21 protein-coding genes are annotated in these 20,021 nt (G+C 65.8%); 8 read left to right on the forward strand and 13 right to left on the reverse strand.

The window, feature by feature from the left end; all coding sequences use genetic code 11:
- Nucleotides 1–41 precede the first annotated feature (41 nt).
- Entirely contained in the window at nucleotides 42–785 is a 744-nt protein-coding gene (gpmA, locus tag DT070_RS10780) for a 2,3-diphosphoglycerate-dependent phosphoglycerate mutase (RefSeq protein ID WP_122955397.1), read from the reverse strand.
- Nucleotides 786–931: 146 nt separating this feature from the next.
- Between gpmA and DT070_RS10785 the strand changes: the two genes are divergently transcribed.
- From DT070_RS10785 to DT070_RS10800, 4 genes are all read left to right on the forward strand, one after another.
- Nucleotides 932–1,342: a rhodanese-like domain-containing protein gene (locus DT070_RS10785; protein ID WP_122957354.1), complete on the forward strand. Its 411-nt coding sequence runs from the start codon at nucleotides 932–934 to the stop codon at nucleotides 1,340–1,342.
- Nucleotides 1,343–1,463: 121 nt separating this feature from the next.
- Complete coding sequence (grxC, locus tag DT070_RS10790) at nucleotides 1,464–1,727, forward strand: glutaredoxin 3 (RefSeq protein WP_122955398.1); 264 nt, start codon at nucleotides 1,464–1,466, stop codon at nucleotides 1,725–1,727.
- Nucleotides 1,728–1,936: 209 nt separating this feature from the next.
- A complete protein-coding gene (secB, locus tag DT070_RS10795; RefSeq protein WP_122955399.1) occupies nucleotides 1,937–2,407 on the forward strand; it encodes a protein-export chaperone SecB in 471 nt (156 codons plus the stop codon).
- Nucleotides 2,408–2,462: 55 nt separating this feature from the next.
- A complete protein-coding gene (locus tag DT070_RS10800; RefSeq protein WP_122955400.1) occupies nucleotides 2,463–3,488 on the forward strand; it encodes an NAD(P)H-dependent glycerol-3-phosphate dehydrogenase in 1,026 nt (341 codons plus the stop codon).
- Nucleotides 3,489–3,629: 141 nt separating this feature from the next.
- Here DT070_RS10800 and DT070_RS10805 read toward each other — a convergent pair whose 3' ends face one another.
- The 4 genes from DT070_RS10805 to panC form a co-directional block, all read right to left on the reverse strand.
- Nucleotides 3,630–3,959, reverse strand: coding sequence for a cupin domain-containing protein (locus DT070_RS10805; RefSeq protein ID WP_092129515.1), 330 nt, complete (start codon nucleotides 3,957–3,959; stop codon nucleotides 3,630–3,632).
- Nucleotides 3,960–4,038: 79 nt separating this feature from the next.
- Nucleotides 4,039–4,497 (reverse strand): GNAT family N-acetyltransferase, encoded by a 459-nt coding sequence (locus tag DT070_RS10810; protein ID WP_122955401.1) that lies wholly within the window; start codon nucleotides 4,495–4,497, stop codon nucleotides 4,039–4,041.
- Between the two features lie 25 nt (nucleotides 4,498–4,522).
- Nucleotides 4,523–4,945: a GNAT family N-acetyltransferase gene (locus DT070_RS10815; protein ID WP_228778522.1), complete on the reverse strand. Its 423-nt coding sequence runs from the start codon at nucleotides 4,943–4,945 to the stop codon at nucleotides 4,523–4,525.
- Between the two features lie 107 nt (nucleotides 4,946–5,052).
- Nucleotides 5,053–5,901, reverse strand: coding sequence for a pantoate--beta-alanine ligase (gene panC / locus DT070_RS10820; RefSeq protein ID WP_122957355.1), 849 nt, complete (start codon nucleotides 5,899–5,901; stop codon nucleotides 5,053–5,055).
- 256 nt (nucleotides 5,902–6,157) lie between these two features.
- On the opposite strand from panC, the gene DT070_RS10825 reads away from it, so the two are divergent.
- Nucleotides 6,158–7,804, forward strand: a complete 1,647-nt coding sequence (locus DT070_RS10825; protein ID WP_122955402.1) for an inverse autotransporter beta domain-containing protein — start codon at nucleotides 6,158–6,160, stop codon at nucleotides 7,802–7,804.
- Nucleotides 7,805–7,864: 60 nt separating this feature from the next.
- Here the strand turns inward: DT070_RS10825 and panB are convergent, their stop codons facing one another.
- From panB to panD, 6 genes are all read right to left on the reverse strand, one after another.
- Complete coding sequence (panB, locus tag DT070_RS10830) at nucleotides 7,865–8,779, reverse strand: 3-methyl-2-oxobutanoate hydroxymethyltransferase (RefSeq protein WP_122955403.1); 915 nt, start codon at nucleotides 8,777–8,779, stop codon at nucleotides 7,865–7,867.
- Between the two features lie 87 nt (nucleotides 8,780–8,866).
- Nucleotides 8,867–9,898 carry a biotin synthase BioB gene (bioB, locus tag DT070_RS10835; protein ID WP_122955404.1) on the reverse strand — a complete coding sequence of 344 codons (1,032 nt, stop codon included), beginning with the start codon at nucleotides 9,896–9,898 and terminating at the stop codon, nucleotides 8,867–8,869.
- A 59-nt stretch (nucleotides 9,899–9,957) separates the two neighbouring features.
- Entirely contained in the window at nucleotides 9,958–11,196 is a 1,239-nt protein-coding gene (gene bioF, locus DT070_RS10840; protein WP_369973855.1) for an 8-amino-7-oxononanoate synthase, read from the reverse strand.
- A complete protein-coding gene (gene bioD, locus DT070_RS10845; RefSeq protein ID WP_122955406.1) occupies nucleotides 11,187–11,879 on the reverse strand; it encodes a dethiobiotin synthase in 693 nt (230 codons plus the stop codon). The genes bioF and bioD overlap by 10 nt, the downstream gene beginning before the upstream one ends.
- Nucleotides 11,872–13,206: an adenosylmethionine--8-amino-7-oxononanoate transaminase gene (locus tag DT070_RS10850; RefSeq protein WP_228778521.1), complete on the reverse strand. Its 1,335-nt coding sequence runs from the start codon at nucleotides 13,204–13,206 to the stop codon at nucleotides 11,872–11,874. Before DT070_RS10850 ends, bioD begins: the two co-directional genes overlap by 8 nt.
- A gap of 64 nt (nucleotides 13,207–13,270) precedes the next feature.
- Nucleotides 13,271–13,651: an aspartate 1-decarboxylase gene (gene panD / locus DT070_RS10855; RefSeq protein ID WP_007867856.1), complete on the reverse strand. Its 381-nt coding sequence runs from the start codon at nucleotides 13,649–13,651 to the stop codon at nucleotides 13,271–13,273.
- Between the two features lie 160 nt (nucleotides 13,652–13,811).
- Between panD and nadC the strand changes: the two genes are divergently transcribed.
- From nadC to pabB, 3 genes are read left to right on the forward strand one after another with little or no spacing between them, the layout of a single operon-like run.
- The gene (gene nadC / locus DT070_RS10860) at nucleotides 13,812–14,678 is read left to right on the forward strand and encodes a carboxylating nicotinate-nucleotide diphosphorylase (protein WP_122955407.1); all 867 of its coding nucleotides are present in this window, start codon (nucleotides 13,812–13,814) and stop codon (nucleotides 14,676–14,678) included.
- A gap of 13 nt (nucleotides 14,679–14,691) precedes the next feature.
- Nucleotides 14,692–15,816 carry a quinolinate synthase NadA gene (gene nadA, locus DT070_RS10865; protein WP_122955408.1) on the forward strand — a complete coding sequence of 375 codons (1,125 nt, stop codon included), beginning with the start codon at nucleotides 14,692–14,694 and terminating at the stop codon, nucleotides 15,814–15,816.
- 13 nt (nucleotides 15,817–15,829) lie between these two features.
- Nucleotides 15,830–17,605: an aminodeoxychorismate synthase component I gene (gene pabB / locus DT070_RS10870; RefSeq protein ID WP_122955409.1), complete on the forward strand. Its 1,776-nt coding sequence runs from the start codon at nucleotides 15,830–15,832 to the stop codon at nucleotides 17,603–17,605.
- Here pabB and nadB read toward each other — a convergent pair whose 3' ends face one another.
- A complete protein-coding gene (nadB, locus tag DT070_RS10875; RefSeq protein ID WP_122955410.1) occupies nucleotides 17,606–19,297 on the reverse strand; it encodes an L-aspartate oxidase in 1,692 nt (563 codons plus the stop codon).
- Between the two features lie 169 nt (nucleotides 19,298–19,466).
- A complete protein-coding gene (locus tag DT070_RS10880) occupies nucleotides 19,467–20,006 on the reverse strand; it encodes a L,D-transpeptidase (protein ID WP_194965930.1) in 540 nt (179 codons plus the stop codon).
- Nucleotides 20,007–20,021: the final 15 nt, after the last annotated feature.

The following is a 20,021-nucleotide window of genomic DNA, read 5'->3' on the forward strand; positions in this document are numbered from 1 at the left end:
GCTGTTTTTACAGCACCTTTACAGAAAAAGCAGGGGATCGCTCAAGCCTTGCCCTGTGCGCCGACGGCGGCAGCCGCCTTGGCCGCGGCTTCGCTGTCGCCCAGGTAGTAATGGCGCAGCGGTTTGAGGTCCGCGTCCAGTTCATAGACCAGCGGAATGCCGTTGGGGATATTCAGGCCGACGATGTCCTGGTCCGAGATGTTGTCCAGGTACTTCACCAGGGCCCGGATGGAGTTGCCGTGGGCTGCCACCACGATGCGCTTGCCGGCCTTGATGGCGGGCGCCATCGACTCGTTCCAGAAGGGCAGGACGCGGTCCACGGTGTCTTTGAGGCACTCGGTCAGCGGCACCTCGCCGGGCTGCAATTTGGCATATCGCGGGTCGCCGCGTTCGCTGCGCGCGTCGTTGGCGTCCAGCGGCGGGGGCGGGGTGTCGTAGCTGCGGCGCCAGACCAGCACCTGCTCGTCGCCGAATTTTTTGGCCGTTTCGGCCTTGTTCAGCCCTTGCAGGGCGCCGTAATGCCGCTCGTTGAGGCGCCAGCTGTGCACCACGGGCAGCCAGGTGCGGTCCATTTCGTCCAGCGTGTGCCAGAGCGTACGGGTCGCGCGCTTGAGCACGCTGGTGTAGGCCACATCAAAGTCATACCCCTCGGCTTTGAGCAGTTTCCCGGCATTTTTGGCCTGGGTGACGCCGGTTTCCGTCAGGTCGACATCCGTCCAGCCGGTGAAGCGGTTTTCAAGGTTCCAGGTCGATTCGCCGTGGCGGATAAGCACGAGTTTGTACATGATGGGGAAGGAGGAGAGTGGAAAAAAAGGAGGAAAAAGGGAGAAAAAAGGGGAATAGGGAGGGGCGCCGGCGGGGCGTTTTCTCCCGCCATTCTAAAATCATGGGTTCGCTGAAAAAGCGCTCCAAGACACACAAAGGGTATACCGTGAAATTTCTGATCGACAACTGGATGCTGATTTCGATAGCGATCGCCTCGGGCGGCATGCTGATTTGGCCCATGGTTTCGGGCGCCATGAACGCCGGCGCGCTCACGGCCAGCGGCGCCGTGCAGCTGATCAACCGCGAAAAAGCCGTGGTGGTGGATGTCAGCGAGGCTGACGAATTTGCCGCCGGCCACGTGACGGGCGCCAAAAACGTGCCTTTCAGCGAGCTGGAAGGCAAACTCCCCGCCACCGTCAAAAACAAGGCTTTGCCGCTGATTTTGGTGTGCGCCACGGGTGCGCGCGCCGGCCGCGCCGTCGCCGTGGCCAAAAAGCTCGGCTACGAGCAGGCCCAATCACTGGGCGGCGGGCTTAAAGCCTGGAAAGAGGCTAACCTGCCTCTTGAGAAGGCCTGATCCGGCCTTTGCCACTGATTCGGCACTGGCCGGGCCCGGCGGGCATGAAAGCTGCTGGTTCTCGCGTCACCTGCCTTCCGCGCCGGGCTTTATGCCGGGCCGGCCCCCCCCGGAGAACCCCATGCAAACCGTCAAGATCTACACCACCGGCACCTGCCCTTACTGCATCCAGGCCAAACAGTTGCTCAAGCAGCGCGGCGTCACCGAACTCGATGAAATCCGCGTCGACATGGAACCCGGCGAGCGCCAGAAGATGATGGAAATCACCGGCCGGCGCACCGTGCCGCAAATCTTCATCGGCGAAACCCACGTCGGCGGCTGCGACGACCTGATGGCCCTGGACGGCCGCGGCGGCCTGATGCCCCTTCTGAACCCCGCCGCTTGAGCTGGCTGCGGGGCCATATCTCTTCGCCAGCATGAGCCGCGGGACTGGCTTTGCCAGACCGCAGGCGGGCGGCCCCCTCGGGGGGGCAGGGAGCTACACAAAGTGAGCGACCGTGGGGGCCACATACACGGCTCCCTATAATTCGTTGGTTGCCCGCCCGCCGGTGCATCCAAACCCGTATCCAACCTTCCCCGACCCGAAAGAGCACCATGGCTGAAGCCAATCTTGACCCCGTATTCCAGATCCAGCGCGTCTACCTCAAGGACGTCTCGCTCGAGCAGCCCAATTCGCCTGAAATCCTGCTGAACCCCGAGCAGCCTGCCGTGGACATCCAGCTGGGTGTGGACGCCACCCCCGTGGCGGACGGCCTGTTTGAGGTGGCTGTGACGGCCACGGTGCAGACCAAGATTGCCGACAAGACCGTCTTCCTGGTCGAAGCCAAGCAGGCCGGCATTTTTGAAATCCGCAACATTCCCGCCGACCAGATGGGTGCGATCCTGGGCATCGCCTGCCCGCAGATCGTGTACCCCTACCTGCGCGGCAACGTGGCCGACGTGATCCAGCGCGGCGGTTTCCCGCCCGTGCACATGGCGGAAATCAACTTCCAGGCCATGTACGAGCAGCAGCAGGCCCAGGCCGCCGCAGCCGCCGAGCCTGCCGCACCGCAGATCATCGTTTGATGAACCGCCGGGTCTACAGCCCGGCTTTTTTTTGTGATTCCTTCGTGATCCCTTCATGAAAATACTGGTCATCGGTGCGGGCGCCTGGGGTACGGCCATCGCCGTCAGCAGCGCGGTCCGCCACCAGGTCACACTCTGGGCGCGCGACGCTGCCCTGGTCAAAAACCTGCGGGCCAGCCGCACCAACCACCGCTACCTGCCCGGTGTGGCGCTGCCTGAAGGCCTGCGGCTGCAAGGCGGCGACGTGCCGCTGGCGCAGGCCGTGGCCGGGCAAGACCTCATCATCCTGGCCACGCCGGTGTCTGCGGCCCGCATCATGCTGCAAAGCCTGGAGCACGCCAGCGTGCCGGTGGCCTGGCTGAGCAAGGGGTTCGAAGCGCCCCTGGATACAGCTCCGTCTACCGATTCTTCTGCATCGTTTGGGCTGATGGTCCATGAAATACGTGCGCAGGCTGCTATCAATTTAAGAGCGGGCGTGCTCAGCGGGCCCAGCTTTGCGCTGGAAGTCGCCCGCGGCCAGCCGACGGCGCTGGTAGCCGCCAGCGAGCACGCCGAGGTGCGCGACGCGCTGGTCGCTGCGTTTCACAGCGCCACGCTGCGCGTCTATGCCAACGACGACGTGATCGGCGTGGAAGTGGGCGGCGCCGTGAAGAACGTGCTGGCGATTGCCACCGGGCTGTGCGACGGCCTGCAACTGGGCCTGAATGCGCGCGCTGCGCTCATCACGCGCGGCCTGGCCGAAATGACGCGCCTGGGCGTGGCGCTGGGCGCCCGCGCCGAAACCTTCACGGGTTTGTCCGGCCTGGGCGACCTGGTGCTGACCGCCACCGGCGACCTGAGCCGCAACCGCAAGGTGGGGCTGCTGCTGGCCGAGGGCAAAACGCTGGCGCAAGCCGTTGATTCGCTGGGCCACGTGGCCGAGGGCGTGTACTGCGCCCGCACCGTGGTGCAGCGCGCCGCAGGGCTGGGCATCGAGATGCCGATTGCGCAGGCCGTGGTCGCCTTGCTGGACGGCAAACTCAAGCCCGCCGAAGCGGTGGCGGCGCTGATGGGCCGTGAGCCGACGGCCGAACTGGCCTGAGCGCTTGTTCGCCGCTTTCTGCCTCCGCTTCTTTCCGCTTCTTCTTTTGCTATTGAATTGATAGCTGTATGCCCAGGCGGCGCCTGGGCTGGAGCCCTAAAAAATCATGATGGGGCTGGCCGGCGGCACGACGGCAGCCGGCTACTTGCGCAAATGCAGCGTCACCAGCAGCGAAGCGTCCTGCACCGCCGTCAGCCCGTGCGGCACGCCGCCCGCCAGCCACAGCAACTGGCCGGCTTTCATGGGCTGGGTCTGCCCGTTGGCGGTGAAGGCCACCTCGCCTTCCAGGCATTGCACGGTGATTTCGCCTTTGACCTGGTGCGAAGGCACGGTCTTGCCGGCCGGCACGATCAGGCGCATCACTTCCAGTTCTTCGCTTTTGAACAGCGCGACGGTACGGCCCTCGGACAGCTTGCCGGCCAGCGGCTGGACGTCGATGAGTTGCCCGGAGGCGGCGTGGGGGATGGCCATGGTGGAACTCCTGCGAACATGGCGACAGCACATCGCCTGCAAACTTTATACCCCAAGGGCTGCGCCGGCGAAACGGTCCCTATACCGTCTTGTTGTAGGCCAGGAAGACGTCGTCGCGCACCCAGCCCAGCGATTCGTAAAGCGCCTGCGCCGCGTGGTTGGTCCGGGCGGTGGTGAGGTCCAGCCGCGCAAAGCCGGTGGCCTGCGCGTGCGCATGGGCCGCCAGCATCAGCGCGCGGCCGGCGCCGCTTTTGCGGGCTTCGGGCGCCACATACAGGTCGTACAGCGTGTAAATCGGCTGGGCGATCACCGAGCAGAAACCGGGGTACAGCTGGCAGAAGCCGACGAGCGAACCTTCAGTGCCGGCAGTTTGCGCCACCAGGATCACCGACTCCCGGTTGCGCATGCGGTCACCGATGAATTGCAGCGCCAGCGCCGGATCGGCCGGCTGCTCGTAAAACTGCCGGTAGGCGTCAAACAGCGCGGCGGCTTGCGGCAGGTCGTGCAGGCCGGTCAGGCGGACGGCGACAGCGCTCATGCCAGCGTTTTTTCCATGAAGACGCTCAAGGGTCGTGCACATACGCGCCGAAAGGCTCTCGCAGCACGTAACCCAGCCGCGCATACAGGCCCAGCGCCTCGGGCTGGTGAATGCCCGTCTCCAGCCGGGCCAGCCGCACGCCGGTGGCCTGCAGGTGCTCCTCCAGCGTTTGCATGATGGCCTTTGAAAGCCCTTTGCCGCGGTGCTGCTCAAGAACAAAGACACGTTTGATTTCCCCGTAGCGCCCGTCGTTGTCCAGCGTTTTGACGGCGCCGCAAGCAACCAGCTCGCCTTCAATGTGCGCGCCGACAAACAGCACGTTGGGCTGGCTGAGCGCCGAGAGGCTTTCGAGGTGGTTGCTCTCGGCCGGGTAAAGCGCCGCCATGTAAGCGTCCGACAGCGCGATCAGCGCGGCGGCCGATGGCGGGTCTACAGGGGTGATGTGCATGGATTAGTGATCAAATTGGCCTCTAGCCCAGACGCCGTCTGGGCTTTCAGCTATCAAAAAAGGAGCAACCCGGGTTTCGGCACACACAGGTGGTGCCCAGGGGGCGGCTAGATTTCCAGGTTGTCGATCAGCCGTGTGCTGCCCAGCTTGGCGGCGCCCAGCACCACCAGCGGCACATCAGCCAGCGGGCCGTGCGGCACCAGCAGGTCGGCGCGGCGGCGCACGGTGAGGTAGTCGGGCTTCCAGCCGCGGCGGGCCAGCGCCTGCATGGCCTGCGCTTCAAGGGCGGGCAGGTCGGGCGTGCCGCCGGCGCGGGCGGCTTCGCCCAATGCGCGTATCGCTTTGGACAGCTCCACCGCTTCGGCGCGCTGGGTGGCGTTGAGGTAGCCGTTGCGCGACGACAGCGCCAGGCCGTCTTCGGCGCGCTGGGTTTCGCCGGCCAGGATTTCGATCGGCAGCGCAAACTGCTGCACCATGCGGCGCACCACCATCACCTGCTGGTAGTCCTTCTTGCCGAAAGCCGCCACGCCCGTGGGCATGCCGGCAAACACGCAGGAAAAGAGCTTGAGCACCACTGTGCTCACACCGATGAAAAAGCCGGGCCTGAAGTGGCCTTCAAGGATGTCGCTGATGTCGGTGGCCGGGTGCACCTTGTAGCTTTGCGGCTCGGGGTAGAGGTGTTTTTCGAGCGGGGCAAACAGCACGTTGCAGCCGGCTTCTTTCAGCCGCTCGGCATCGGCGTCCAGCGTGCGCGGGTAGCTGTCGAAGTCTTCGTGCGGCGCGAACTGCAGGCGGTTCACAAAGATGCTGGAGACACTCACGTCGCCCAGCGGCTTGGCCTGTTTGACGAGGGCGATGTGGCCGTCGTGCAGGTTGCCCATGGTGGGCACAAAAGACGGGCGCTTGAACGGGCTGAGGGCCTCGCGCAGCTCCGGGATGGTGTGGACGATTTTCATGAGTAGGCAAAAAGATGTCAGTTCAAAAGGGCACAGGCCCGCCACGGCTGATATTACCGTCTCCAGCGCGCCGTGCAGGCGGCTGTTTGCGATGACTGCCTGGCGTCGCGACCGTTGCAGCGGGGGCGAATCATGCAAAAACCGCTTGTGCGGCCGCAAATGGTGATGGTCAAATTCGCCTCTGGGGCTGGCGCCCGGAATTTCTGGAGCGGCTTCCCTAAATAACCAGAATGCAGCAAAAAAAAGAGGAGCAAACATGCGTTGGCTAGCAATGACTTTTTTGGCGGTGCTGGCCGGCGCCGCCCCCGCTGCACACGCGCAGACGGCCCCGGGCATGAAGTGGAGCCCCTACATCGACTTCGAAGCCAAGCCCGGCAACAAGCGTGACATCGGTGAGGCCAATGTGTTTGTCCCGCTCGCGCAAACCGACCGCACACTGTTTTTTGGCGACCTGCGTGGCCGTTTTGACGGCAACAGCAACCGCGAGGGCAATTTCGGCCTGGGCGTGCGCCACATGCTGGCGAACGGCTGGAACATAGGCGGCTACGGCTACTTTGACCGCCGCCGCACCGAGACCGGCAATTTTTTCAACCAGACCACGCTGGGTGCCGAGGCGCTGGGCCCCGACTGGGACTTGCGCGCCAATTTTTATCTGCCGAACGGCAGCCGCACGCGCGACCTGGGCACGACGGGCGGCGGCGCGCCGACGGCCGCCATCTCCGGCAACACCGTGCAAATCACCACCCCGGGTTTGATCACACGCGAAGAGCGCGCCCTCAAGGGCTATGACGCGGAAGTGGGCTGGCGCGCGCCGCTGTTCGATGCCCAGGACAAGCGCCAGTTGCGGCTCTTCCTGGGGGGTTATCACTTCAGCGACGCCGGCATCCGTGTGTCCGGGCCCCGCCTGCGTGCGGAGTTTGTGACGGCCGAAGTGCCAGGGCTGTGGAAGGGCGCCAGGCTGGCCTTGGGCGCGGAGCTCCAGCACGACCACGCGCGCGGCCGCCAGGCTTTTGTGTCGCTGCGCCTGCGCATCCCCTTTGGCGGCGGCAGCGGTGAACGTGCCGGCGCACTCAATGCCCAGGAAAGGCGCATGACCGAGCCGGTGATGCGCGATGTGGACATCGTCACCCAAAGCCGGGTATCCGGCTCGACCGCCCCATTGGTGGAGACGGCCAGCCTGACCGGCGCCGGGCAAAGCTTCAGCCTGATTTCAAGCGCCAACACCACGGGCGCCGCCCTGCCGGGCGCGGTGGCCGCCGCCGGCCCCAACAGCCTGGTCGTGCTGTCGGGCACCTTCAACACCAGTGCCATCACGACGCTGCAAACCGGGCAGACGCTGATGGGCGCGGGGTCTGTCACCGTGCGCGCACCCAGCGGTGCGACCGCGACCCTGGTGACGCCGGGCGCGACCATCACCGGGGCGGTGGCCGGCAACAACCCGGCCGTCTTCATGGGCGACAACAGCACGTTGACGGGAATGACGGTCAGCAACCTGTCCACGGGGGGCGGCACGCCCAACCCGTTTGCCGTGCGCGCCACCGGCGTGACCGGGGCGGTCGTCTCCAACAATACGCTGACGGGGCTGGAAAACCTGGTGGGTGGAACCGCGCAGGGCCTGCTGATCAGCAGCTCCAGCAACATCACCGTGAGCGGCAACACCATGACCGGCACAGGAACCGGCATTGCGGTGGGCCTCAATGTCGTGAATTCGACCGGCATCCTGGTCACGGGCAACACCATGAGTGCCACCGGAAGCAGCGCCGGGAACAGCCGGGCCATCGTGATCAACAACGGCAGCTTCGCAGCGGGCTCGACGGGCAATACCATCCTGACCGGCATCTGCAGTGTCGCCGCTGCCGGAACCGGCTCGATCGGATTGACCGGCGGCGGGACTTGCCCCTGATGCTTGGCGATGCGCCGGCTCGGGCCGGTGCCTCTGCCGCCTCTACAGCCTCTACAGCCTCTACCAGGCGTGCTGGGCGTTGACCGGAAAGCTGCCGTCCTTCACGGCACGCACGTACGCTTCCATGGCGCCGCGCACGCTGGCGGTCTTGTTGTCCGGGCCTTCCATGAAGTTGCGCACAAACTTCGGCATCTTGCCCAGGTTCATGCCCAGCATGTCGTGCAGCACCAGCACCTGGCCGGCGGTGCCGTTGCCCGCGCCAATGCCGATGGTGGCGCAATGTGTGAGCTCCTGCGTGAGCGTGGCCGACAGCGCGGCGGGCACCATCTCCAGCACCAGCATGGCGGCGCCGGCGTCCTGCAGTTCGCGCGCGTGGCGCGTCATCGTGGCGGCGGCTTCGTCACCCTTGCCCTGCACGCGGTAGCCGCCCAGGGCATGCACGGTCTGAGGCGTCAGGCCCAGGTGGGCGCAAACAGGGATGCCGCGCTCAACCAGGAAGCGCACGGTCTCGGCCGTCCAGCCGCCGCCTTCGAGCTTGACCATGTGGGCGCCGGCCTGCATCAGCACGGTGGCGCTGCGCAGCGCCTGCTCTTTGGACTCGTGGTAACTGCCGAAGGGCAAATCGCCAATCAGCCAGGCCGTGGCCTGTGAGCGGCGCAGGCCGTTGGCCACACATTCGGTGTGGTGGCGCATGGTCTCCAGCGTCACGCCGACGGTGCTGGTCAGGCCCTGGCAGACCATGCCCAGCGAGTCGCCCACCAGGATGCACTCCACACCCGCAGCGTCGGCCACGGCGGCAAAGGTCGCGTCGTAGGCCGTCAGCATGGTGATTTTTTCGCCATGCGCCTGCATCTCGCGCAGGCGCGGCAGGCTCACCGGTTTGCGCGCAGGTGGGGCGGATGGCGTGGACGACGGCGGCAGTGTGCCGTAAGGCGTGGCGGATGCTGGAGGGGTGGTGTCGGCAGGGGTCGTCATGGGTGGGTCCGGAATTTAGCGAGAGTCTAACCAGCTTCAGTGTGCTTTTTTGTGCCTCGTCTAGAGAGGCCAGACAAGGCGTGCGCCTTAACGCGCTTCGGGCGCAGACCGGCTCATGCCCAGGCGCTCGAGCAGCTTCACGTCGGCTTCGGTGTCGGGGTTGCCGGTGGTCAGCAGCTTGTCACCGTAAAAGATCGAATTCGCGCCGGCCAGGAAGCACAGCGCCTGAACGCCGTCGCCCATTTGCTGGCGGCCGGCCGACAGGCGCACGCGCGCCGTCGGCATGGTGATGCGGGCCACGGCAATCGTGCGCACAAATTCAAACGGGTCCAGGTCGGCCTGGTGGGCCAGCGGCGTGCCTTCGACCTTCACCAGGTTGTTGATGGGCACCGACTCGGGGTAGGGCGTGAGGTTGGCCAGCTCGGCCACGAGGCCTGCGCGCTGGCGGCGCGTCTCGCCCATGCCGACAATGCCGCCGCAGCAGACCTTGACGCCGGCGCTGCGCACGCGCGCCAGTGTGTCCAGGCGGTCCTGGTAGTCGCGCGTGGTGATGATGTCGCCGTAAAAATCCGGCGCGCTGTCGAGATTGTGGTTGTAGTAATCGAGGCCCGCGCTTTGCAGCGTTTGCGCATGGCCGTCTTCCAGCATGCCCAGCGTGGCGCAGGTTTCCAGGCCCAGCGCCTTCACGGTGCGCACCAGCTCGGCAACTTTTTCAATGTCGCGGTCTTTGGGCGAGCGCCAGGCGGCGCCCATGCAAAAACGTGTGGCGCCTGCGGCCTGCGCGCGCTGGGCAGCGGCCAGCACCTCGGCGGGCTCCATCAGCTTGCTGGCTTCCACGCCGGTGTCGTAGCGCGCGGCCTGCGGGCAGTAGCCGCAGTCTTCGGCGCAGCCGCCGGTTTTGACCGACAGCAGCGTGGCGAACTCGACGCGCGTCGGGTCGAAGTTTTCGCGGTGCACGGTTTGCGCGCGGTGCATCAGTTCCGGAAAAGGCAGGTTGAACAAGGACTCGATGGCGTCCACGCTCCAGCGCTGTTCACCTGCTTGTGCCGCCTGTTCGGTTTGTGAAACCTGGGGGCGCGGGCGGTGGAGCGTGATGATTTGTTCTGCGACGTGGGACATGGTCTCTTTCCTTTCGGGGATTGGTTTTTGAGTCTAGCTGAAGCGTTCTTGTGAAGCGCTCAGTGCGTGGGTTCTGCTTGTTGCAGTGTTTGTGTGTGCTTCGTCGCCAAGGCGGTCAGGGCCTCGACCAGCAGGTCGATGTCGGCCTCGGTGTGCGCAGCCGACAGCGCAATGCGCAGGCGGGCCGTGCCCTCAGCCACGGTAGGCGGGCGAATCGCCGGCACCCAGATGCCGCGTGCGCGCAGGCCTTCCATGACGGCAAGGGCTTCATCATTGCGGCCGATCAGCAGGGGCTGGATGGCGGTCTGTGAAGGCGGCAATTGCCAGTGGCTGTTCGTCAGGCCCGCTGCGAGGCCGCTGCGCAATCGCGCAATCAGTTTTTGCAAATGTGTGCGGCGCCATTCATCCTGCTCAATGATTTCAAGGCTGACGCGCAGCGCGCTGGCCAGCAGCGCGGGCGCGGCGGTGGCAAAAATATAGCTGCGGGTTTTCTGCAGCAGCCATTCGACCAGCGCTGCATCGCCCGCCACAAAAGCCCCGGCCACGCCGGCCGCCTTGCCCAGCGTGGCCATGTAGAGCACGCGGCGCGAAGCCTTGGCGCCATACAGGCCTGCGGCGGCGAGGCTGCCGCGCCCCCGCGGGCCCAGCACGCCAAAGCCGTGTGCGTCATCGAGCAGCAGCAGCGCGTCATGACGTTCGCACAGCGCCACCAGCGCGGGGATGTCGGCGATGTCGCCGTCCATGCTGAACACCGCGTCGCTGATCACCAGCTTGCGCGGTGCATCGCTTTGCGCGAGTTCGCGGCCCAATGCTTCCAGGTCGGCATGGGCGTAGCGGTGGATGTTGGCGCGTGACAGGCGCGCGCCGTCAATCAGGCAGGCATGGTTGAGCGCATCCGAAAAAATCGCATCGCCCGCCCCCACCAGGGCCGGCACGATGCCGATGTTGGTGGCGTAGCCCGCATAAAAATACAGCGCGCGCGGCAGGCCGACGTAGGCGGCCAGGTCGCGCTCCAGCGCCTCGTTGGCGGCGCTATGGCCGCTGACCAGCGGCGAGGCGCCTGCGCCCACGCCATAGGCCTGGGCACCGTCGCAAGCCGCCTGTACCAGAGCCGGGTGCGTCGCCAGGCCCAGGTAGTCGTTGCTGCAAAACGCCAGCATGCTCTGCCCGTCGATCGAGAGGCGCGCGCCGCTGTCAGGCACGACCACGCGGCGCTGCCGGCGCAGGTGGGCACGGTCCAGTTCGGCCACGCGCGCCGGAAATTCATCGAGCCAGGAGGATGTGGTGTTCATTGCCATTCGGCGGGAAGGTGCAGGGTGATGTCGCGTGCGTCGATGCCGGGTTGCCAGGGCACAGTGGCCAGCAGGGGCGCCTGCAGTCGTTTTTGCAGGAAGGCGATGTTGTCGTCCTGCACCAGCATGCCGGGGTCGATATGGTTGGCGACCCAGCCGGCCAGCGTGAGGCCGCGCGCGCGGACCGCTTCGGCCGTGAGCAGCGCATGGTTCAGGCAGCCCAGGCGCAGGCCGACCACCAGCACCACGGGCAGGCCCAGCGCCAGGACCAGGTCGGCGCCCGTTTCTGTCGGCGAGAGCGGTACATGGAAACCGCCCGCCCCTTCCACCACCACCGCGTCGGCCAGCAGCGCCAGCCGGCGGTGGCAGGCGACGATGTGGGCGATGTCAATGCGCGCACCGGCGCGGGCAGCGGCGATGTGCGGCGATACCGGGTCGGGCAGCAGCACCGGGTTGTCGAGCTCGGGCGGCACGCGGCAGGTCGATGCGGCGCGCAGCGCGAGCACGTCTTCATTGGCCTCGACGCCGTCAACGGGCACTGTGCCCGCCGCCACCGGTTTCATGCCCACCACGCGCAAATGCCTTTTGGCCAACGCATGCAGCAGCGCGGCGCTGGCCAGGGTCTTGCCCACGCCGGTGTCGGTGCCGGTGACAAACAGCGAAACCGTTTTGTGTGCCGCTTCAGCCATGTGCATCGCCTTTGTCAGCCAGGGCTGCGTTGAGTGCCGCCAGCGCACCGCGTGCCAGGTGGTCCACCGCTTCTTTGTCCATCACATAGGGCGGCATGGCGTAGACCGTCTGGCCTATCGGGCGCAGCAGTACGCCCTCGGCCATGGCGTGGTGCGTGTAGCGGCGTGCGAAGTGGGGCACCGCCGTGGGTTCGATATCCCAGGCCCAGATCATGCCCAGCCTGCGTGCGTCGCGCACAGCGGCGTGCTGCGTCAGCGGCGCAAAGGCCTGGTCCATGGTGCGCGCCAACGCCGCGTTGTTCTCCAGCACATCGGTCTGCTCAAACAGCTCCAGCGTGGCCAGCGCGGCGCGGCAGGCCAGCGGGTTGCCGGTGTAAGAGTGCGAATGCAAAAAACCGCGCGCCACCTCATCGTCGTAAAACGCTCCGTACACCGCGTCGGTGGTCAGCACGGCAGACAGCGGCAGCGTGCCGCCCGTGAGGCCTTTGGAGAGGCAAATGAAGTCCGGCCGTATGCCCGCCTGCTGGTACGCAAACATCGTGCCGGTGCGGCCAAAGCCGGTGGCGATTTCATCGGCGATCAGGTGCACGCCATAGCGGTCGCACAGCGCGCGTGCTTCGCGCAGGTAGGCTGCGTCGTGCATCGCCATGCCGGCGGCGCACTGCACCATGGGCTCGACGATGAGTGCGGCGGTGTGCGCGTGGTGCTGCGCCAGCCAGGCCTGCAGGTTTGCGGCGGCGCGGTGTGCAACATCTGCCGCGCTCTCGCCGGCTTGCGCGCCGCGCGCGTCGGGGCTGGCCACGGTGGCGGCCAGCCGCACCAGCGGCGCATAGGCCTCGCGAAAGAGCGCGATGTCAGTCACGGCCAGTGCGCCCACGGTTTCGCCGTGATAACCGCCGGCCAGGCCGATGAAGCGGCTTTTCTCGGGCTTGCCGTTGTTGCGCCAGTAGTGCGCGCTCATCTTGAGCGCAATCTCGGTGGCGCTGGCGCCGTCGCTGCCGTAAAACGCGTGGCCCAGGCCGGTCAGCGCGCCCAGGCGCTCTGACAGCTCAACGACGGGCTCGTGCGTGAAGCCGGCCAGCATGACGTGGTCGAGGCGGTCCAGCTGGTCGCGCAGCGCGGCCTTGATGTGCGGGTGGCCGTGGCCAAACAGGTTGACCCACCATGAGCTGATGCCATCCAGGTAGCGCCGGCCTTCAAAGTCATGCAGCCACACGCCTTCGGCCCGCGCGATGGGCACGGGCGGGTGCGCCTCGTGCAGCTTCATCTGGGTGCAGGGGTGCCACACATGGCGCAGGCTGCGCCGGGTCATCAATGCGTTGTCCATGAGGCCCTGTGTGAAGAGAGGAAAGGAAAAGGATCGCGGCCCGCGCTTCGCAGGGCCGGAAGGCTCAGGGCTGCTGCACCGGGATGGTGGAGCGCTCTTCCTTGATGCGGTTGTCCGGGTTGACGAAGACCAGCTTGGGGCTGAAACCCGCGACGTGTTCTTCATGCACCTGCGCAAAGGCCGCGATGATCACCAGGTCGCCCACGGCCGCGCGGCGTGCCGCCGAGCCGTTGACCGAAATAATCCGGCTGCCGCGTTCGGCGCGAATCGCATAGGTGATGAAGCGTTCACCGTTGTTGATGTTCCAGATGTGCACCTGCTCGTTCTCGGCCAGGTTGGCGGCGTCCAGCAGGTCTTCGTCGATGGCGCAGGAACCCTCGTAGTTGAGTTCGCAGTGCGTGACGGCCGCGCGGTGGATTTTGGATTTGAGCAGGGTTCTGAACATGGTGGAGGGATTGAATCGGGCAAAACAGGAAGGCGCCATTTTGGGGTGCGAAGTCCCCACATCAGGCTGGCGGGCTGGTCGCTGTAACATTTGCGACAGTTTTTGAGTCTATTTAATAGTTTAGTGCACGGTATGGTGCGGTTTCTTTCTTAGATTGCTTATGAAAAAGTCATTTGATTTCTCTGCCGCCGCAGTGGCAGCGCTGGCCCAGGCCGATGCGGCGCGCGCGCTGGCGGAAGACGTGGGCGCCGGCGATTTGACCGCTGCGCTGATCGACCCGGCCCGCCAGGCGCGGGCGCAGGTGGTGGCACGCGAAAGCGCTGTGGTGTGCGGCAGCGCCTGGGTGGAGGCCACGGTGCGGCAGCTGGATTCGCAGGCCCAACTGGTCTGGCATGTGAAAGACGGCGAGCGCTGCGAAGCCAACCAGTTGGTGTTTGAGGTGCGCGGGCTGGCGCGCGCGCTGTTATCGGCCGAACGCACGGCGCTGAATTTTTTGCAACTGCTCAGCGCCGTCGCGACCAAGACGGCGATTTATGCCGACATCGTGAAAGGCACGCGCGCCGTGATTGTCGACACGCGCAAGACCTTGCCGGGCCTGCGGCTGGCGCAGAAATACGCTGTCGTCACCGGCGGCGGCACCAACCACCGCGTGGGCTTGTACGACGCCGTGCTCATCAAGGAAAACCATATCGCCGCGGCCGGCGGCATCCGCCAGGTGCTGGCACGTGCGGCCGAGTTCGTCTCGCAGGCCGACTTTGTGCAGATCGAAGTCGAGAACCTGGGCGAGCTCCATGAAGCGCTGGACGCCGGCGCCACCATGGTGCTGCTGGACAACATGAGCCTGCCGGATCTGAAAGAGGCGGTGCGCATCAACGCCGGGCGGGCGGTGCTGGAAATCTCCGGCGGCGTGACGCTGGACGGCCTGCGCACGCTGGCTGAAACCGGCGTGGACCGCATCTCCATCGGCACGCTGACCAAGGATGTGCGGGCGGTGGATTTTTCGATGCGCTTTGATGCCGCTGAGTAACCGGGTTTGAACCATGAATGCCGTGATGCCCACCATCCGCGTTGAATACGAGCAACCCCTTGTTGCCGCCGGCGCTGCCTGCAGCACGCACCAAGCCTGGGCCCGTGTTCCGGTGGAACCCACGCAGGCCGAACGCGCGGCGCTGAAAAGCCGCATCCGCGAGCTGCTCAAGGCGCGCAACGCGGTGATGGTGTCGCACTACTACGTGCATCCCGACCTGCAGGACCTGGCTGAAGAAACCGGTGGCATGGTGTCGGATTCACTGGAGATGGCGCGCTTTGGCCGCGACCATGCCGCCAAAACCGTGGTGGTGTGCGGGGTGCGCTTCATGGGCGAGACGGCCAAGATCCTCTCGCCCGAAAAGCGCGTGCTGATGCCCGACCTGGACGCGACCTGTTCGCTGGACCTGGGCTGCCCGCTGGATGCGTTCAGCGCGTTTTGCGATGCGCATCCCGACCGCACGGTGGTGGTGTACGCCAACACCAGCGCGGCCGTGAAGGCGCGCGCCGACTGGGTGGTGACCTCCAGTTGCGCGCTCGACATCGTGCGCGCGCTCAAGGCGCAGGGCCAGAAAATCCTCTGGGCGCCCGACCGCCACCTGGGCGGCTACATCCAGCGCGAGACCGGCGCCGACATGGTGTCTTGGCCCGGCGCCTGCATCGTGCACGATGAGTTCAAGGCGTTTGAGTTGCAGGCGTTGAAGGATGAACACCCCGGTGCGCGCGTGCTGGTGCACCCCGAGTCACCCGCCGATGTGGTGGCATTGGCCGATGCCGTGGGTTCCACCTCCGGCATCCTGAAAGCCGCGCGCGAGATGGACGCCAAAGAGTTCATCGTCGCCACCGACAACGGCATGCTGCACAAGCTGCGCACGCTCAACCCCGGCAAGGTGTTTATCGAGGCACCCACGGCCGGCAACAGCGCCACCTGCAAGAGCTGCGCACACTGCCCCTGGATGGCCATGAACGGGCTGGCCGGACTGGCGCATGTGCTGGAAACCGGTGCCAATGAAATCCATGTCGACGCCGCACTCGGCCTGCGCGCCCGCTTGCCGATTGACCGCATGCTGGCGTTCACCGAGGCTTTAAAAGCGGGGCGGCCGGTGACAGGCCTGGTGCCGCATATCGGCGCTGCCTGACGGGCGCTGCTGCGTGACGGACACCGTTTCAGCACTCATCGATTTCACCGACCCTCACCAGCCCGAGGGGCCGCGCCTTCGCCATGCCTTTGGTGCGCCGCGTGAGGTGCTGGTGGCGCATCGGCTTGAGGACGTGCGTGCGGTGCTGGACGCCGTGCAGGCCGCGGCGCAGCAAGGCGCCTGGTGCGTGGGTTACCTGCGTTATGAGGCCGCACCCGCTTTTGATGCCGCGCTCACGGTGCATGCGGCGGACGGGGCGCTAGCCTGGTTTGCCGTGCATGACAAACCCTTGCCCTGGCCGCAGCCCCTACAAGAGACTTCGCCCCAGGTGCACTGGCAGGACTTCTTGCCGCGCCCGGCGTTTGACACGGCGCTGGCTGAGCTGCAACGCGCCATTGACAATGGCGAGTACTACCAGGCCAACTTCACGGCGCAGATGAAGGGCGTGCTGGCAGGCGATGCGGGAAGCGCCGCGGCCCTGTCCCTGTTCCATGCCTTGCAACGTGCGCAACCCGGCGGTTATGCGGCCTTTCTGGATGCGGGTGACGAGCAACTGCTGTCGGTGTCACCCGAGCTGTTTTTTGACTGGCGTGACGGCCTTCTGCTGGCACGGCCGATGAAAGGCACGGCGCCCCGCGGTGCAAATCCGCAAGACGACGCGGCGCAGGCCGAAGCCCTGCGCAACTCGGCCAAAGAGCGCGCTGAAAACGTGATGGTCGTGGACCTGCTGCGCAACGATCTCTCGCGCATTGCAGAACCTTTCAGCGTGCGTGTGCCGCGCCTGTTTCACACCGAGGCCCTGCCCGCGGTGTGGCAGATGACGTCCGACGTTGAAGCGCGCACGCGCGCCGGTTGCAGCCTGGCGGGTGTTTTTGCGGCGCTGTTCCCCTGTGGATCGATCACCGGCGCACCCAAGGTGAACGCCATGCGGGCGATACGCGCGCTGGAGCACGAGCCGCGCGGTGTGTACTGCGGCGCCATCGGCGTGGTGCGACCTGGCGGTGCGGCCACCTTTAACGTGCCGATCCGCACCGTGACCTTGCGCGGCAATGCGGCGCGCTGCGGCATCGGCAGCGGCATTACCTCCGGCGCCACGGCCGACGGCGAGTGGCGTGAATGGACGCTCAAGCAGGCGTTTGTGCAACGCGCCAGTGCGCCCTTCGAATTGCTCGAAACGCTGGGCCTTGCGGAGGGTGAATTGCGCGATGCCGATGCGCACCTGGCGCGCATGTCCCAAGCCGCGCAGCACTTTGCCTATCCGTGGAATATGCAGCATGTGGAGGGCGCGCTGCAGTCGGTGGCCGATGCCCATGCGCAAGGCACGTGGCGCGTTCGCTTGCTGCTGGATGCGGCCGGGCGTGCGCGCGCCGAAGCCTACGCACTGCCGGCCTCACCTGCGCGTGTGCGCCTGCAATTGGCGCAGCGCCCGCTGGACGAAGCGCATGGCGAATTCGTTCGCTGCAAAACCACCCGGCGCGCGCACTACGACGCCTTCACGCCTACCGATCCGGAAGTGTTTGACACGCTGCTGTGGAACGCCGACGGCGAACTCACCGAGTGCACACGCGGCAACGTGGCCTTTCTGCTGGACGGCCGCTGGGTCACGCCGCCGCTGCGCTGCGGCCTGCTGGCCGGCGTGGGGCGTGCCCGTGCGCTGCAGGACGGGCGTATCCACGAAGAAGCCGTGGTGCGTGTGGAAGATTTGCCGCGTGTGGAGGCGCTGGCTTTTGTGAACAGCCTGCGTGGCTGGATACCTGCCGGGCTGGCGGTTATGCCGCAGGCAGCTTGACTAGCTTGCGTTTGAAGCCGCAGGCGGTGTGAGCACGGTAGGCACCGCGGACGCCGCCATCTCTGGATAGTCCCGGCTGAAATGCAAACCCCGGCTTTCATGCCGCCCCTGGGCCGAGCGCACGATCAAGTCGGCCACCTGCACCAGGTTGCGCAATTCAAGCAGGTCACGCGTGACACGGAAGCGGGCATAGAACTCGTCAATTTCCGACTGCAGCAGTGCAATGCGGTGAGCGGCGCGTTCCAGCCGCTTGTTGGTGCGCACGATGCCCACGTAGTTCCACATCAGGTGTCGCAGCTCGTCCCAGTTGTGGGCGATCACTACCTGCTCGTCGGCGTCGGTCACCTGGCTCTCGTCCCAGTCCGGCAGCGTGTTTTCCAGGTTTTTTGGGCTGCCAGCTATTGTCTGCTTTAGCTGACCTGCTACCAATTTAATAGCATCTGCAATCTCCTTCGCAAACACCACACACTCCACCAGTGAGTTGCTGGCCAGCCGGTTGGCGCCGTGCAGGCCCGTGCAGGCGGTTTCGCCTGCGGCGTAAAGATTGGCAATGTCTGTACGGCCGGCCAGGTCGGTGACCACTCCGCCGCAGGTGTAGTGGGCGGCCGGCACCACGGGAATCGGCTGCTGCGTGATGTCGATGCCTAGCGAGAGGCAACGCGCGTGAATGGTTGGGAAGTGCTCGCGCACAAACGCCTCGCCCTTGTGCGAGATGTCCAGGTAGACGCAATCCACGCCATGTTTTTTCATCTCAAAATCAATCGCTCGGGCCACCACGTCCCGCGGCGCCAGCTCGGCGCGTGAATCGTGCGCCGGCATGAAGCGCGCGCCCCCTGCCGATTCCGGCAAGCGCAGGATGCCGCCTTCGCCCCGCACCGCTTCGCTGATTAAAAAGGACTTGGCCTCTGGGTGGTACAGGCAGGTGGGGTGGAACTGGATGAACTCCATGTTGCCGATGCGGCAGCCGGCACGCCAGGCAGCGGCAATGCCGTCGCCGGTGGCTGTGTCGGGGTTGCTGGTGTAGAGGTAAACCTTGCCGGCGCCGCCGGTTGCCAGCAGGGTGTGGCGTGCGGCAAAGGTGCGCACGATACCGCCTCCAGTGCCTGGCGTGCCGTGATCGCGGCTGTCCAGTGCATACAGGCCGACGCAGCGCGGCTGTTCGGAGCCGGTGTCGTTTTCAACGATCAGGTCAACCAGCATGGTTTGCTCAAACACCTCGATCGCCGGATGCGCGCGTACTGCGGCAATCAGTTTTTCCTGCACGACGGCACCCGTCGCATCGGTCGCGTGCACGATGCGCCTGTGGCTGTGGCCGCCTTCGCGCGTGAGGTGCAGGGCCGCTGCGGCACCGGGTTCCTGCGTAAAAGCCACGCCCTGAGCCTGCAGCCAGGCGATGGCCGCCGGTGCGCCCTGCACGACCTGCGCCGTCGCCGCCTCGTCGGACAGCCAGGCTCCTGCCACCTGCGTGTCGGCGATGTGGGCGGCAAAGCTGTCGCCTTCCTCGCCTTGCGCCAGCACGGCCGCAATCCCGCCCTGGGCCCAGCCGCTCGCGCCGTCTGCCAGCTTGCCTTTGGTCAGCACGGCAACGCGAAGCGGGATGGCGTCCCCGGTGCCGCCCTCTACCAGTTTGAGCGCCGTGCTGAGTCCGGCCAGGCCGCTGCCGACGATGAGCACGTCAAAGGCGTGCTGCATGGGGGCATCGGCCTTGCCGGGTTGATCGGGGCTTGAGGCGGGAGGAACGTTCATGGGTGCGGTATGACCTTGTTGGATCAGGAGTGGCGCGGGCTGATGCCCGAGCTGCCCTGTGAGTCAGAAGACCGCAAATTATCAGCCAGGCGCCGGGTGTCCGGCTTTCAGGGCTCTATGGGGCCGGGCGTTGGACCACCGGGGCAGCGGAGGGCGTCGGCGCGGGCGGCAGTGTGCCTTCATCAACGTCATAGGATCCAAAAACTTCGCGTGCGGTCCGGGTCTCCGGGAGGATGTACACGATGCTGTTGGTACCGGTGAAAGCCGGGCTGACCACCCTGTCGTAAAAACTGACAGGGACATTGATGCAGCCGAAGGTGACACGGTTGTCTGCAGAAGTGGCGCTGCCCAGGCGCCGGGCGCGCTGTTCAGCTGGCGTTCCCTTGACCACCCTGTGCAGGGAGATGGAGGTGGCGTAGTCAATCCAGAGTATTTCTACGCCATGAAGGTTGCGGTCCAGCGAGGCGACAAAGCGGCCTGCCGGTGTGGTGCGTTCGTGCGCCAGAATGGCGGAGAGCTTGCGCTCGCCAATGCCGGGTGTGGAGTCGTCCCCGCGAGCCAGGCCAAGCAATGCCGGCGCCGCGCCTTGGAGTTGCCCGTCCTTGTCAAGCACCAGAACCTGCGCGTTGACCTTGTCGACAATCATGAAGGGCATGCCCTGGTTGTCGGC

Source organism: Polaromonas sp. SP1, assembly GCF_003711205.1.
GTDB lineage: Bacteria > Pseudomonadota > Gammaproteobacteria > Burkholderiales > Burkholderiaceae_C > Polaromonas.